The 13179-nt window shown below is 54.7% G+C and carries 17 protein-coding genes; 4 read left to right on the forward strand and 13 right to left on the reverse strand.

What is annotated here, in order from left to right; translation table 11 throughout:
• Nucleotides 1-45: 45 nt before the first annotated feature.
• Nucleotides 46-1011 carry a DMT family transporter gene (locus HV157_RS12025; protein WP_032679428.1) on the forward strand — a complete coding sequence of 322 codons (966 nt, stop codon included), beginning with the start codon at nt 46-48 and terminating at the stop codon, nt 1009-1011.
• On the opposite strand, the gene HV157_RS12030 is transcribed toward HV157_RS12025, so the two are convergent.
• Nucleotides 1008-2657: a methyl-accepting chemotaxis protein gene (locus HV157_RS12030; RefSeq protein WP_014168340.1), complete on the reverse strand. Its 1650-nt coding sequence runs from the start codon at nt 2655-2657 to the stop codon at nt 1008-1010. The two genes, HV157_RS12025 and HV157_RS12030, sit on opposite strands and share 4 nt — an antisense overlap.
• A gap of 244 nt (nt 2658-2901) precedes the next feature.
• Between HV157_RS12030 and ytfE the strand changes: the two genes are divergently transcribed.
• Entirely contained in the window at nt 2902-3564 is a 663-nt protein-coding gene (gene ytfE / locus HV157_RS12035) for an iron-sulfur cluster repair protein YtfE (RefSeq protein ID WP_014168339.1), read from the forward strand.
• Between the two features lie 65 nt (nt 3565-3629).
• On the opposite strand, the gene cycA is transcribed toward ytfE, so the two are convergent.
• Together cycA and fklB are read right to left on the reverse strand one after the other, a co-directional pair.
• Nucleotides 3630-5039, reverse strand: coding sequence for a D-serine/D-alanine/glycine transporter (gene cycA / locus HV157_RS12040; protein WP_014168338.1), 1410 nt, complete (start codon nt 5037-5039; stop codon nt 3630-3632).
• A gap of 312 nt (nt 5040-5351) precedes the next feature.
• Nucleotides 5352-5972, reverse strand: coding sequence for an FKBP-type peptidyl-prolyl cis-trans isomerase (gene fklB / locus HV157_RS12045; protein ID WP_025205816.1), 621 nt, complete (start codon nt 5970-5972; stop codon nt 5352-5354).
• Nucleotides 5973-6205: 233 nt separating this feature from the next.
• Here fklB and HV157_RS12050 point away from each other — a divergent pair, with 233 nt between their 5' ends.
• On the forward strand, nt 6206-6850 hold the full coding sequence (locus HV157_RS12050; RefSeq protein WP_032679427.1) for an OapA family protein: 645 nt from the start codon (nt 6206-6208) through the stop codon (nt 6848-6850).
• A 45-nt stretch (nt 6851-6895) separates the two neighbouring features.
• Here HV157_RS12050 and HV157_RS12055 read toward each other — a convergent pair whose 3' ends face one another.
• The 5 genes from HV157_RS12055 to rpsF all read right to left on the reverse strand — a co-directional run bounded on the left by HV157_RS12055 (nt 6896) and on the right by rpsF (nt 9415).
• Nucleotides 6896-7825: a DMT family transporter gene (locus HV157_RS12055; RefSeq protein ID WP_025205818.1), complete on the reverse strand. Its 930-nt coding sequence runs from the start codon at nt 7823-7825 to the stop codon at nt 6896-6898.
• Between the two features lie 150 nt (nt 7826-7975).
• On the reverse strand, nt 7976-8425 hold the full coding sequence (gene rplI, locus HV157_RS12060) for a 50S ribosomal protein L9 (RefSeq protein ID WP_014168334.1): 450 nt from the start codon (nt 8423-8425) through the stop codon (nt 7976-7978).
• A 41-nt stretch (nt 8426-8466) separates the two neighbouring features.
• A complete protein-coding gene (rpsR, locus tag HV157_RS12065) occupies nt 8467-8694 on the reverse strand; it encodes a 30S ribosomal protein S18 (RefSeq protein ID WP_000135199.1) in 228 nt (75 codons plus the stop codon).
• A gap of 4 nt (nt 8695-8698) precedes the next feature.
• Nucleotides 8699-9013: a primosomal replication protein N gene (gene priB / locus HV157_RS12070; protein WP_003856035.1), complete on the reverse strand. Its 315-nt coding sequence runs from the start codon at nt 9011-9013 to the stop codon at nt 8699-8701.
• A gap of 6 nt (nt 9014-9019) precedes the next feature.
• Nucleotides 9020-9415 carry a 30S ribosomal protein S6 gene (rpsF, locus tag HV157_RS12075; RefSeq protein WP_014068637.1) on the reverse strand — a complete coding sequence of 132 codons (396 nt, stop codon included), beginning with the start codon at nt 9413-9415 and terminating at the stop codon, nt 9020-9022.
• 341 nt (nt 9416-9756) lie between these two features.
• On the opposite strand from rpsF, the gene yjfY reads away from it, so the two are divergent.
• Nucleotides 9757-10032 (forward strand): DUF1471 family protein YjfY, encoded by a 276-nt coding sequence (gene yjfY / locus HV157_RS12080; RefSeq protein ID WP_025206244.1) that lies wholly within the window; start codon nt 9757-9759, stop codon nt 10030-10032.
• Between the two features lie 142 nt (nt 10033-10174).
• Here yjfY and HV157_RS12085 read toward each other — a convergent pair whose 3' ends face one another.
• From HV157_RS12085 to ulaB, 5 genes are read right to left on the reverse strand one after another with little or no spacing between them, the layout of a single operon-like run.
• The gene (locus HV157_RS12085; RefSeq protein WP_032679424.1) at nt 10175-10861 is read right to left on the reverse strand and encodes an L-ribulose-5-phosphate 4-epimerase; all 687 of its coding nucleotides are present in this window, start codon (nt 10859-10861) and stop codon (nt 10175-10177) included.
• The gene (locus tag HV157_RS12090; RefSeq protein ID WP_182268140.1) at nt 10854-11714 is read right to left on the reverse strand and encodes an L-ribulose-5-phosphate 3-epimerase; all 861 of its coding nucleotides are present in this window, start codon (nt 11712-11714) and stop codon (nt 10854-10856) included. Before HV157_RS12090 ends, HV157_RS12085 begins: the two co-directional genes overlap by 8 nt.
• 9 nt (nt 11715-11723) lie before the next feature.
• Entirely contained in the window at nt 11724-12374 is a 651-nt protein-coding gene (ulaD, locus tag HV157_RS12095) for a 3-keto-L-gulonate-6-phosphate decarboxylase UlaD (RefSeq protein WP_008502901.1), read from the reverse strand.
• Between the two features lie 13 nt (nt 12375-12387).
• Nucleotides 12388-12855, reverse strand: coding sequence for a PTS ascorbate transporter subunit IIA (ulaC, locus tag HV157_RS12100; protein ID WP_014168330.1), 468 nt, complete (start codon nt 12853-12855; stop codon nt 12388-12390).
• A 9-nt stretch (nt 12856-12864) separates the two neighbouring features.
• Nucleotides 12865-13170 carry a PTS ascorbate transporter subunit IIB gene (gene ulaB / locus HV157_RS12105; RefSeq protein ID WP_014168329.1) on the reverse strand — a complete coding sequence of 102 codons (306 nt, stop codon included), beginning with the start codon at nt 13168-13170 and terminating at the stop codon, nt 12865-12867.
• Nucleotides 13171-13179 lie beyond the last annotated feature (9 nt).

Below are 13179 nucleotides of genomic sequence, written 5' to 3' on the forward strand. Positions count from 1 at the left end.
CCCCCTCCTACACTGAACGCAGAATAAACCAATGTGGATGGAAAAATGATTAGTGGTGTGTTGTATGCCCTGCTTGCGGGTCTGATGTGGGGACTGATTTTTGTCGGCCCGCTGATCGTGCCGGAGTACCCGGCAATACTGCAGTCGACCGGACGTTATCTGGCACTGGGACTGATTGCTCTCCCGCTGGCGTGGCTCGGTCGTGCACGTTTGCGTCAGCTCGGCCGGCAGGACTGGTTCACCGCGCTGGCGCTGACCATGATGGGCAACCTTATCTATTATGTTTGCCTGGCGAGCGCCATTCAGCGAACCGGGGCACCGGTATCTACCATGATTATCGGCACGCTGCCCGTGGTGATCCCGGTCTTCGCTAACCTGCTTTACAGCCACCGCGACGGGAAACTGGCGTGGTCAAAAATGGTACCAGCGTTGGTGTGTACCGCCGTGGGGCTGGTCTGCGTCAACATTGCCGAGCTGCAGCATGGGCTGGAGAACTTCTCACTGTTGCGTTACGGTTCTGGCATCCTGCTGGCATTCGTTTCCGTGGTGTGCTGGGCGTGGTATGCCCTGCGCAATGCGCGCTGGCTGCGGGAAAACCCGGATAAACACCCGATGATGTGGGCGACGGCTCAGGCGTTGGTCACGCTCCCGGTTTCGCTTATGGGCTATGTGGGGGCCTGTCTCTGGTTAGGCCACCAGCAACCGGATTTCGCTCAACCGTTCGGACCGAGACCGTGGGTCTTCGTCGGGCTGATGCTGGCGATTGCGGTGCTCTGCTCATGGGTGGGCGCGCTGTGCTGGAATATCGCCAGCCAGAAGCTGCCGACGGTGATTTTAGGGCCGTTGATTGTATTCGAAACGCTGGCCGGGCTGCTTTACACCTTCCTGATGCGCCAGAGCGTACCGCCGCTGTTAACCGCCTGCGGGATTATATTGCTGGTCGTTGGGGTCGTGATGGCGGTGAGAGCAAAGCCGGAAAAACCGATGGTCGTTCCGGCTTCAGAGAGTTAAAACGTTTCCCAGTTCGCTTCAGACGTCGCCGCGACAGGTTTAGCCGCTGGAGTGTAGCTTTTCACCGGCGCGGCGTTGACCACCGGGTTGCGGGTAATTTTAAACACCGCCACCGCTTCGTTCAGGCGTGCCGCCTGATCTTCCAGCGCGGCCGCCGCTGCCGCAGACTCCTCTACCAGCGAGGCGTTCTGCTGGGTCACGCGATCCATCTCGGCCACCGCCTGACCTACCTGATCGATACCGCGGCTCTGCTCGTCAGAGGCAGAGGCAATCTCGCCCATGATGTCGGTCACGCGGGTGACCGCATTCACGATCTCTGCCATCGTCGCCCCGGCTTCGTTTACCAGCTGTGAGCCGGCATTCACGCGCTCGCCGGAATCGTCGATCAGCGCTTTAATCTCTTTTGCCGCCTGAGCGCTACGCTGGGCAAGGGTACGCACCTCACCTGCGACCACCGCAAAGCCACGGCCCTGCTCGCCTGCACGCGCGGCTTCCACCGCCGCGTTCAGCGCCAGGATGTTGGTCTGGAAGGCAATGCCGTCGATTACGTTGGTAATTTGCGCAATTTTGCTGGAACTGGTCGCAATGTCGTCCATGGTGCGCACCACACCCTCCACCACGTTACCGCCCTTCTTCGCGGTTGAGGAGGCATCAAGCGCCAGACGGGAAGCCTGACGTGCGTTATCGGCGTTTTGTTTTACCGTGGCGGTCAGTTGTTCCATGCTGGCAGCCGTCTCTTCCAGAGAGGCAGCCTGCTGCTCGGTACGGGAAGAGAGGTCGTTGCTGCCCGCAGAGATTTCCCCTGCACCGGTGTAAATGGTGTCTGCGCCTTCACGCACCACGCCCACCGTGTTTGCCAGCGAAGTTTGCATCTCCTGAACGTTGCGCGCCAGGATAGCCATTTCATTCTTACCCTCTGCCTGAATCGGCTGGGTCAAATCCCCTGCGGCAATGGCGCGGATATGGCCGATCACATCCTGCAGCGGCAGCAGCAGAACGCGGCGCATTGCAATCCAGCTGGAGACGATCACGGCAATCACCAGCAGCATGACCGCAGAGAGGATCCACAGGATACGTTTATAATCGTTTTCGTTGTCTTTAATCCCTCTGTCCGTGAGGACGGCCTGCGCTTCACGCCATTCACGGTACACGTTCTGCATAGCGGTCTGTTTCTGCTCCGCATTCTGCTTGAACATATCTTCCAGATTGCCCTGGCCCAGCAGGACGTTCATTTGCGTCAGCGTGGCGGAGTAAATGCGGTACTGCTCTTCCAGACGGTTAGCCAGATTCTCGTCCAGACCCGGAGTATTAGGCAACGCGTAGTATTTATCGTAATGGGACTGTGCATCCGCCAGCAGGTTCTTCGCCGTGTTCACCAGTTCATTCAACTGCCCGCCGTTAATCTGAGACGCCATGCTGCTTTGCAGACGCAGCATGCCGCGGTTCAGGGTCACGCGGGCCTGGTTGAGGCTGATCCATGCATCGGTAAACTCGGCGACATTCTGGCTTGAGAGCTGCGAGACGGTGAAGTTATCTTTGTCGTTATTCAGCGCGTTGATAAAAATGCCGGCGGAAATGACTTGCATGATGCCGAGCACAAGCAGCACCGAAATAAGAAGGGTAATGACTTTTATACGTTTAAACATGCGTTGCCTTTTTTATATGCAGGTTTGTCTGACGTGGATATATCGGCAGGCACGGCGAGTTGTTTACTGTTTCCCCACGTTAAAAAACTTTCTAAAGTAATTTCCTGCATTCATTCAGCAAGTTAAAAGTCATTATTTTTTGTGATCTGGTTCTCACTTTTTCCCTTCCCTCTAAAGGGTTATAGCGTCGCCTTAAAGATGCATTTAAAATGCACTTTATATTATTGATGATGAGGTAACTGCTATGGCCTTCCGCGACCAACCCCTTGGCGAGCTGGCGCTCTCCATCCCGCGCGCGTCCGCGCTGTTTCGTAAATACGATATGGATTACTGCTGTGGCGGTAAGCAAACCCTGGCACGTGCCGCCTCGCGTAAAGAGCTGGATGTGGGGCTCATTGAAGCGGAGCTGGCGCAACTGGCTGAGCAGCCTATTGAGAAAGACTGGCGCACTGCAGCCCTTGCCGACATCATCGACCATATCATCGTGCGTTTTCACGACCGTCACCGTGAACAACTGCCTGAACTGATCCTGCAGGCGACAAAAGTGGAGCGCGTTCACGCCGACAAACCTTCCGTACCACGCGGTCTGGCGAAATACCTGACCCTGCTTCACGAAGAGCTTTCCAGCCACATGATGAAAGAGGAGCAAATCCTCTTCCCGATGATCAAACAGGGTATGGGCAGCCAGGCGATGGGGCCCATCAGCGTCATGGAAAGCGAACATGATGATGCAGGCGAGCTGCTGGAAGTGATTAAACACACTACCCATAACGTTACACCGCCACCAGAGGCGTGCACCACGTGGAAAGCGATGTACAACGGCATTAACGAGATGATCGACGATCTGATGGAACACATCAGTCTTGAGAACAACGTCCTGTTCCCGCGTGCCCTCGCAGGTGAATAAAAAAAGGCGCCCGAGAGCGCCTTCCTGAGGTTATCATTCGGCCACAGCATCTGTGGCCTTTTTTATTAACGCATGCCTGCCATACGTTTCTTACCGATAAATAACCATCCCAGCCCCAGCGCGATGAACCACAGCGGCGTGACGATTAACGCCTGACGGGTATCGTCTTCAAGCGTCAGCAGAACCAGCACGAAGACGAAGAACGCCATGCACACCCAGCACATCAGCTTGCCCAGCGGCATTTTGTAGATCGATTTTTCATGCAGGTGTGGACGCTGTTTGCGGTACACCAGGTAAGAACACAGGATGATGGTCCAGACGAACATGAACAGGATCGCAGAGACCGTGGTGATCATGGTAAACGCACCGATCACACTCGGGTTCACGTAGAGCATCACCACACCGCCCAGCAGGCAGATACAGGAGAAGGTCAGCCCTTTCGCCGGCACCGCACGCTTAGACAGTTTGGCAAACGCGCGTGGCGCAACCCCTTCCTGTGCCAGACCAAACAGCATACGGCTGGTAGAGAACACCCCACTGTTGGCCGAAGAGGCCGCGGAGGTCAGCACCACGAAGTTAATCAGGCTTGCGGCCGCAGGCAGTCCAACCAGTACAAACAACTCAACGAACGGGCTCTTGGTCGGTACAACAGAGCTCCACGGCGTCACGGACATGATGATAATCAGCGCGAACACGTAGAACATAATGATACGAATCGGGATGGAGTTAATCGCGCGCGGCAGGGATTTCTCCGGATCTTTAGTTTCCGCCGCCGTGGTACCGACCAGCTCAATCCCCACAAAGGCAAACACCGCAATCTGGAAACCGGCAAAGAAGCCGCTGATGCCTTTCGGGAACCAGCCGCCGTCATTCCACAGATGCGCGAACGAAGCCTGAACGCCGGTTGGAGACTGGAAGTGCGTCAGTACCATCACCAGGCCGACAACAATCAGGGCGATAATCGCCACGATTTTGATCATCGCAAACCAGAACTCCATCTCACCGAACATTTTAACGGTGGCGAGGTTAAGGCTCAGCAGCAGAACAATCACCGCCAGCGAGGCCACCCAGTCCGATAACCCCGGGAACCAGAACTGCGCGTAGGCCGTGATGGCGACCACATCCGCCATGCCGGTCACCACCCAGCAGAACCAGTAGGTCCAGCCGGTGAAGTAGCCCGCCCAGGGGCCAAGCAGGTCGGAAGCGAAATCGCTAAAGGACTTGTATTCGAGGTTCGAGAGCAGCAATTCACCCATTGCACGCATCACGAAGAAGAGCATAAAACCGATGATCATATAAACGAAAATGATCGACGGCCCGGCAAGACTGATGGTTTTACCTGACCCCATAAACAGCCCGGTACCGATGGCACCCCCGATGGCAATGAGCTGAATATGACGGTTTGTGAGATTGCGCCGTAGCGACTGTTCAGACGACGCCTCTTCGTCGGCGACGACTTTAACCTGATCTACCATGTGATATTTTCCTGTTTATGCCTGTCTGTGTTGTTAAGGCTCTTCTGGCCTTTAAATACGTCAAAAAAATAACGGTCCCATGAAAGGACTCATCGATATTAGGTAAGAATCGGCGGGATGAATACTATGATTTGGATATTATGTTAATAATATGTTTAAAGTGAGTGTCATATCACTCATACAACGCGAAACAGCTCACAAAAATACACGCAACAGTTTCGTTTGCAAGATAAAATGTTGATTCCGTCGTAACTATAGGTTTTATCACTATATTCCTCTCCCCCGAAGGAGAGAGGAAATAAGAAAAGCTGATTACAGAATTTCCAGCAGCTCGACTTCAAACACCAGGGTGCTGAATGGCGGGATGGACGCACCAGCGCCACGCTCGCCGTACGCCAGGTTGTGCGGGATAGTCAGTTCCCATTTGGAACCCACTGGCATCAGGGTCAGCGCTTCGATCCAGCCCGCGATAACGCCGTTAACCGGGAATTCAGCCGGTTCGCCACGTGCTACAGAGCTGTCGAACACCGTACCGTCGATCAGTTTACCGGTGTAGTGCACACGAACGTGGTCAGTACGCGCCGGGATTGCGCCGTCGCCCTGGTTGATCACGCGGAACTGCAGGCCAGACTCGGTGCTGTTCACGCCTTCACGCTCACGGTTCTCTTCAAGATATTTCACGCCTTCTGCAGCCATCTCTTCGAAACGCGCGCGACGCACGGCGTCAGCACGTTCGTGGATTTCACGCAGCGCACGGTGCACAACATCAACCGGAACTGCCGGGTTGTTGCCTTCCAGCGCATCAGCGATACCCGCCACCAGCGCTTCGGGTAACAGACCTTCCAGGCCGGATTCGCTCAGCTGCTGTCCTACCTGCAAGCCGATACCGTAACTTGCCTGCGCTTCGATAGTGTCAAAAGTCGGGGTGGTCATGGGTTTTCCTTCCATCACATTTAAAGTAGCGGGCAGCATATCAGCCATGCCCTTATGGGTAAAACTTTGTCTGAAGTTAAGGTGACAAACCGCGACGAAACAGAAACAATAGAGAGAACCAGGATTAATCCCGAACGAATGTCACGGATGTCGGGTTTGCTACGCCGTTCAGGCAGTTAGCAAACTATACTTCGGAGCACAGGATAAAAAAGACGCGGAGCAGGAGGAGAGCCATGCCCGGGCGATTTGAACTGAAACCTACCCTGGCGAAAATCTGGCAGGCGCCGGACAATTTTCGCATCATGGACCCGCTGCCGCCTCTGCATCGCAGAGGGATCATCATTGGCGCGCTGATGGTGATCGTGGGCTTCCTGCTTCCTTCCGGTGGCGATGACGCCGACACCGCGACGGTGACCCGCAATGCCCAACTGGATATTCAGTCGCAAACGCGACCGCAGCCGGACACACAGCCTGTGCAGACGCAACTGGTCACCCCGACGAACGATCCGGGACAGGTTGCGCCTGTTGAACCGGAACCCATTCAGGATGAACAGCCACAGGAACAGGCAGCGGCCCCGGCAGAGCCACAGGCTCAGCAGCCAACCGGCATTGAGCAGCAGTGGCGTTCCTATCGCGTAGAGCCGGGTAAAACCCTTGCGCAGCTGTTCCGCGACCACAATCTGCCACCAACCGATGTGTATGCCATGGCGCAGGTGGAAGGCGCAGGTAAGCCGCTCAGTAATTTGCAGAACGGCCAGCTGGTGCAGATACGTCAGAATGCCAGCGGCGTCGTCACCGGGCTCACGATTGATACGGGAAATGGCCAGCAGGTGCTGTTTACCCGCCAGCCTGACGGCAGTTTTATCAGAGCACGTTAATGTTCAGGCCGGGTAAGGCGAGCCAGCCCCCCGGCAATGCCCTTCTTAGTGACTCCGCTTATTGACCCACCAAATCCCCGAGCAGACCAGCACCAGCGCAATCGCATATTTGATGTCCAGAATGTTTTCACCGAGGAAAATGGCGGACAGCACCGTCCCGGCAACGGGGATCACAAAGTTGAACGGGGCAATCATACTTACGCGGTTCACTTTCAGCAGCGCGCTCCAGAGGGCGAACGCTACCGAAGAGAGTAACGTCAGATACCCCAGCACCGCGACGGCCGTCATGCTATGCACTTCCAGCGTCCCTCCCGTGAGATAGCCACCCGCCACCAGCGCCGCGCCGCCGATAGCGAGCTGCCAGCCGGTCATCACCGTCGGGTCGACGGTCTGGGAGATGCGTTTTCCGTAAAGCGTGGCGGCAGAAAGGATAAAGGCTGCCAGCACCACAAACCCGTCTCCCTTCCAGACGAAGCTGAATTCGCTTAACCCGCCGTGGAAGTTAACCAGCATCACTCCGGCAAAGCCCAAAATACAGCCAAGCGTTTTGTTATAGCTGAGCTTGTCGTTGTGGTAGATGAAGTGCGCCAGCAGCACGCTGAAGAAAGTGCCGGTGGCGTTCATGATCGAGCCGTTCACGCCTGTCGTGTAGGCCAGTCCGATATAAAAGAAGGTGTACTGAATGCTAGTCTGCGTCAGCCCCAGGACGGTCAATTGCCCAAACTGCCCGGGCGTGAACCTGCCGATGGGCTTGCGCTGTGCTAACGCAAAGAGAAGCAGCAGCACACCCGCAAACAGAAAACGGTAACCAGCGAACACGACCTTTGAGGGAATATCATCAGTGGCAATCTGGAAGAGTTCATAGCCGCTTTTTATGGCCGGGTAAGAGCTACCCCAAAGCAGACAGCAGAGCGTGGCGCAGGCATAGGCCACCTTTCGACGGGCAAATACGGGCGTGGGCAGAGCGGTTTCCATGTCGAATCTCATAAATAAAATTGCGTTTCATTTTATTATCAGCGAATGCGCCAGGAATAGCGACCCTACAAGCACTAAAGCGCGAGTCTGGTCCCTTAAAAAAGCAAAACGCCGGCACAAGGCCGGCGCTTCGACGTGAGCAGAGTAAAATTACTCAGCTACAACGTTAACAACCAGTTTAGCGAACACTTCGCTGTGAACCTGGAAGTCCACTTCGTGCTCACCAGTGGTACGCAGAACACCGTTCGGCAGACGAACTTCGCTCTTAGCCACTTTAACGCCAGCTGCAGTTACTGCATCAGCGATATCGCGGGTACCGATGGAACCGAACAGTTTACCTTCGTCGCCAGCTTTGGAAACGATGGTAACAGTGCCCAGTGCGTTGATTGACTCAGCGCGAGCATTAGCAGCCGCCAGAACGTCAGCCAGTTTGGCTTCCAGTTCAGCGCGACGTGCTTCGAAAAACTCTACGTTTTTCTTGGTAGCTGGAACAGCTTTACCCTGTGGAACCAGGAAGTTACGAGCGTAGCCCGCTTTAACGTTTACCTGATCACCCAGGCTGCCCAGGTTTGCTACTTTATCAAGCAGAATAACTTGCATTACCTTATCCTCTTAAAGTCGTATTAATGGACCGTGCCCGATTACTGATGACGATCAGTGTACGGCAGCAGGGACAGGTAGCGAGCGCGTTTGATAGCGCGAGCCAGCTGACGCTGGTATTTTGCACGAGTACCGGTGATACGGCTTGGGACAATCTTACCGCTTTCGGTGATGTAGTTTTTCAGCGTTGCGATATCTTTATAGTCGATCTCTTGAACGCCTTCCGCGGTGAAACGGCAGAACTTGCGACGACGGAAATAACGTGCCATATGGCTAGTCTCCAGAATCTATCAAATCAATCTGCTCGGCATGCAGAACCATTTTGCTCAGGCCGTTCTTTGCCTTGTGGCAAGAAATGAACCCCTGAACGATTACTGCGCTACCGACCGTTAAACTGTGAGTAATGGCCTGGTTTTCGTGTCCGCTAATAATAACGGGCATTTGGCACCACGCCTGCCGGTGAAAGCCGGCTTCCTCTTGCACAGAACGATGCTCAAGCACGAACTGGCAATGCGGAATTCCTGATGGACTGACCTTACGAAGGGGGGTCCTGCACACGGTACCGGACAACACCAGACGGTTGGTCATCAGAAATTACTCTTCAGAATCCCCAGCATCAGAATCATCTGCGGTTTCGTTTGCGAAATCATCGCGACGCTCACGGCGCTCGTCTTTCGCTTTAACCATCGGAGATGCTTCGGTCACTGCGTTTTTGGTACGCATAACCATGCTGCGGATAACGGCATCGTTGAAGCGGAAGGTAGTTTCCAGCTCATCGATCACTTCCTGCGGCGCTTCAACGTTCATCAGAACGTAGTGTGCTTTGTGCAGTTTGTTAATCGGGTAAGCCAGCTGACGGCGGCCCCAGTCTTCCAGACGGTGGATCGTACCTTCTGCACCAGTGATGGCAGCAGAGTAGCGCTCGATCATGCCCGGAACCTGTTCGCTCTGGTCAGGATGGACCATAAAAACGATTTCGTAATGACGCATCGAATTGCTCCTTACGGATTATTCAGCCTCCTGTCTGGGTCAGCCGAGGCCCGGGGAGGCAAGGAACGTGTTAAAGGTCGGCTGAAAAATTGACGCGTCATAATACTTGCGCGCCCCTGGAAACTCAAGCTGATTGCACAAATAATTCGCACAAAGCGTAAAGCTGGTCTAAGTGGGTGATTTAAAATTAATCACATCAGGAAGCGTTGTTTTTTTGAACAACAGCATCAGAAATGGTCACGCATCCCCGCCGGATAAGTGATTACACTTTAATCAGAGACCTTATTTATAAAAGGAGAGCAACACCCTCTTTCACAGCACGCAGTCGTGGAGCGCATATCATGAAAAAAATCGCATTTGCCGTAATGGCTGCACTTTTGCTCAGTGCAAACGCGATGGCAGCCATCAAGATAGACGGCCGGCAGGCCCAAAACATGGATGATGTGCAAAGCTTAGGCGTAATCTACATCAATCATAATTTCGCCACTGAAAGTGAAGCAGATCAGGCACTCAATCAAGAGACCGATGCTCAGGGTGCACAATATTATCACGTCATACTGATGCGTGAGCCCGGCAGCAACGGCAATATGCACGCCAGTGCAGATATCTACCGATAACGCTTTAACGCTAGCACCAGGAAAGCCAACAAAGAGAACATAGCCATAGTTTAACTTGCCCCCTGCCCGGGGGCTTTTTTTTTGCTAATGGCTCTGAAATACCACCGGTTACAACTGTTTTTCGGTATTCCAGAGCACTTATTCACTTCTGCCCGTAATAGGCGTTGGGCCCATGTTTACGCATGAAATGTTTATTCATAAGGTAATCATCAATGCCCTGAAGCTGCGGATTGATGCCGCGGGCGATCCACGCCATTCGCGCCACTTCCTCCATCACCACCGCGTTATGCACGGCATCGTGAGCGTCTTTTCCCCACGAGAATGGACCGTGCTGATACACCACAATACCCGGCGTATGCAGCGGCTCACGCTCAGCCAGCGTGTCGATAATGACGCGACCGGTGTTGAGTTCATACTCCCCTTCCACTTCGGCCTGCGTTAATGCCCGCGTGCAGGGAATATCGCCAAAGAAGTAGTCTGCATGCGTGGTGCCAAGAGCCGGAATGGGCAGCCCTGCCTGCGCCCAGGCCGTGGCATGGGTCGAGTGTGTATGTACAACGCCGCCCAGGGAGGGATAACGCTGATACAGTGCCAGATGGGTGGCGGTATCAGAAGAAGGACGCCACTTTCCGTCAACCACGTTGCCATGGAGATCCACAACCACCATGTCGTCGGCGGTCATGGATTCATAGGGCACACCGCTGGGCTTAATCACGACCCGCCCCTGCTCACGGTCAATAGCGCTGACGTTACCCCAGGTAAACGTCACCAGACCGTAGCGAGGTAGATCCATATTGGCCTCAAAGACCTGCTGCTTAAGCTTATGCATGCTCAGCCTCCACTAACCCAGCCCGCGCCATACGTTCACGGACCCAGTCCCGCGCCTTCGCCACTTCGGCTGCCGGGTCGTCCGACGTTTCACTCCACATCTCAATCAGGTAAGGCCCGCAATACCCTGTCTGTTTGAGCGTCTGGAAGCACCGTTCGAAATCCACCACCCCGGTGCCGAACGGAACATTTTTGAATACACCAGGCCGGGTATCTTTGACATGAACCGCCACGATATGACCAATACCCGCCTGCAGTTCCATCTGCACGTCGTTATCCCAGGCTGACAGATTGCCGATATCAGGGTAGAGCTGGAACCACGGATTATTCAGGTAGTGCGCGTAACCCAGCGCCTTGCTGATGGAGTTCATTAACGGATAATCCATGATCTCCATCGCCAGCGTCACCTGAGCACGGCTGGCCATGTCGACGCTCTCTTTCAGGCCGTCACGAAAACGACGGCGCGTTTCATTGTTGGCGTCCTGATAGTAAACGTCATACCCCGCCAGCTGGATCACACGGATGCCGACATCCTGGGCAAAGCGAATGGCTTTACGCATGATCTCCAGCCCCTGAGCACGCACAGCATCATCTTCACTGCCAAGCGGAAAACGACGATGGGCGCTGAGGCACAGGGAAGGCACACGTACCCCCGTTTCAGCGATGGCGCTTACCAGTGCCAGACGCTGTTCGCGGCTCCAGTCCAGGCGAGACAGGCGTTCGTCCGTCTCATCCACTGACATTTCGACAAAATCGAAACCGAGTTGTTTCGCCAGTTGCAGCCGCTCCAGCCAGCACTCCCCCGCAGGGAGTGCCTTTTCATAGATGCCGAGCGGGACTTGTTTAGACAACATACCCGCTCCTTAGCCCCAAAGCTGAGCGATTGAGCGTTTGAACTGACGCGCGGCTTCTACCGGAGAGGCGGCATCACGGATGCTACGGCCTGCGATAAAGACATGAATTGGGATACCTTTGAACAGCGGCAGATCTTCCAGCGCCAGGCCTCCGGTCACGGTCACTTTGAAGCCCATATCGGCCAGACGCTTAATCGCGCTGATATCCGCTTCCCCCCACGCTACCCCAGCGGCCTGCGCATCACGGCTGCGGTGATAAACCACCTGTTGAATGCCCGCGTCACGCCACTCCTGCGCCTGCTCCCAGGTCCAGAACCCGGTCAGCTCAATCTGCACATCACCGTTGAACTCTTTTGCCACATCCAGCGCACCTTTAGCCGTGTTGATATCCGCACAGCAAATAACGGTGACCCAGTCGGCATTGGCTTCAAAACACATACGGGAAAGAATTTTGCCCGCATCGGCAATCTTGGCATCCGCCAGCACGATTTTATGCGGATACAGCGCCTTCAGGTCGCGGACGGCGCGAACGCCTTCGCCCACGCACAGAATGGTACCGACTTCAATGATGTCCACTTCTTCCGCAATCAGGCGGGTGGTTTCGTAAGCGTGAGACAGAGTCTGGTTATCCAGCGCGACCTGCAACATTGGTAATGACATTTTCAATTCCCTCTTAAACTGCCGCCGCAGTGGCGTTATCAATTAAATCCAGCACATCCTGCTCGGTGCGGCAGGCGCGTAAACGGTCGAAGTTGGCCTCATCATCAAACAGATTCACGATCTGCATAATGCCCACCTCCTGGTGGGTGTTGGCATCAACAGCCGCCATGGTGATGAGGATGTCGACCGGGTCGTTATCTTCGTGGTTGAAGGCCAGTGGTGTTTTCAGCGTAACCAGCGCAAAGCCGGTTTTTTTAACGCCCTCTTCCGGGCGGCCATGCGGCATCGCCAGCCCTGGTGCAATCACGAAGTAAGGGCCGTGCTCTGCAACACCATCCAGAATGGCCTGGTAATAACGCGGCTCGACAACATCGGCTTTTACCAGCAGATCTACGCTAAGTTTCACCGCTTCCTGCCAGGTGCTGGCGTCGGCCTGTAAAAGGATGGAGCTATTCTCTGCCAGCGAATCACGTAGTTTCATGTTGCGTCCTTACTTCACATCCTGTGGGAAATGCGCGTTGATCACTTCCAGCAGCTTTGGTCCAAAGTCGGCTGGCGACAGCATGTTGCGCACGCCTACCACATATTTGTTGCCTGTCACGGTGATCTCACCGGCGATGTGGGTAGAGGCGATGATGATGTCCGCGCCGTTCAGTTCACTTTTGTATTCGCCCACTGCGCAGCTGTTCACCGTGTGGTCGATGTTTGACTGGGTTAAAAACTGGTCCACTTTCATCTTCATGATCATGGAACTCCCTTGCCCATTGCCACACACAGCCAGGATACGTACGGTCATAATCGAAAC

The organism is Enterobacter sp. RHBSTW-00318, from assembly GCF_014101375.1.
In the GTDB taxonomy this organism is placed as follows: Bacteria; Pseudomonadota; Gammaproteobacteria; order Enterobacterales; family Enterobacteriaceae; genus Enterobacter; species Enterobacter ludwigii.

What these genes read in the sequence shown, in the direction of transcription:
- rpsR (WP_000135199.1), bottom strand. Translation starts at nt 8,694, where the DNA reads ATGGCACGTTATTTCCGTCGTCGCAAGTTCTGCCGTTTCACCGCGGAA.
- HV157_RS12025 (WP_032679428.1), top strand. Translation starts at nt 46, where the DNA reads ATGATTAGTGGTGTGTTGTATGCCCTGCTTGCGGGTCTGATGTGGGGA.
- ulaC (WP_014168330.1), bottom strand. Translation starts at nt 12,855, where the DNA reads ATGAAACTACGTGATTCGCTGGCAGAGAATAGCTCCATCCTTTTACAG.
- HV157_RS12085 (WP_032679424.1), bottom strand. Translation starts at nt 10,861, where the DNA reads ATGCATAAGCTTAAGCAGCAGGTCTTTGAGGCCAATATGGATCTACCT.
- fklB (WP_025205816.1), bottom strand. Translation starts at nt 5,972, where the DNA reads ATGACCACCCCGACTTTTGACACTATCGAAGCGCAGGCAAGTTACGGT.
- ulaD (WP_008502901.1), bottom strand. Translation starts at nt 12,374, where the DNA reads ATGTCATTACCAATGTTGCAGGTCGCGCTGGATAACCAGACTCTGTCT.
- ytfE (WP_014168339.1), top strand. Translation starts at nt 2,902, where the DNA reads ATGGCCTTCCGCGACCAACCCCTTGGCGAGCTGGCGCTCTCCATCCCG.
- ulaB (WP_014168329.1), bottom strand. Translation starts at nt 13,170, where the DNA reads ATGACCGTACGTATCCTGGCTGTGTGTGGCAATGGGCAAGGGAGTTCC.
- yjfY (WP_025206244.1), top strand. Translation starts at nt 9,757, where the DNA reads ATGAAAAAAATCGCATTTGCCGTAATGGCTGCACTTTTGCTCAGTGCA.
- HV157_RS12090 (WP_182268140.1), bottom strand. Translation starts at nt 11,714, where the DNA reads ATGTTGTCTAAACAAGTCCCGCTCGGCATCTATGAAAAGGCACTCCCT.
- rpsF (WP_014068637.1), bottom strand. Translation starts at nt 9,415, where the DNA reads ATGCGTCATTACGAAATCGTTTTTATGGTCCATCCTGACCAGAGCGAA.
- HV157_RS12050 (WP_032679427.1), top strand. Translation starts at nt 6,206, where the DNA reads ATGCCCGGGCGATTTGAACTGAAACCTACCCTGGCGAAAATCTGGCAG.
- priB (WP_003856035.1), bottom strand. Translation starts at nt 9,013, where the DNA reads ATGACCAACCGTCTGGTGTTGTCCGGTACCGTGTGCAGGACCCCCCTT.
- HV157_RS12055 (WP_025205818.1), bottom strand. Translation starts at nt 7,825, where the DNA reads ATGGAAACCGCTCTGCCCACGCCCGTATTTGCCCGTCGAAAGGTGGCC.
- cycA (WP_014168338.1), bottom strand. Translation starts at nt 5,039, where the DNA reads ATGGTAGATCAGGTTAAAGTCGTCGCCGACGAAGAGGCGTCGTCTGAA.
- HV157_RS12030 (WP_014168340.1), bottom strand. Translation starts at nt 2,657, where the DNA reads ATGTTTAAACGTATAAAAGTCATTACCCTTCTTATTTCGGTGCTGCTT.
- rplI (WP_014168334.1), bottom strand. Translation starts at nt 8,425, where the DNA reads ATGCAAGTTATTCTGCTTGATAAAGTAGCAAACCTGGGCAGCCTGGGT.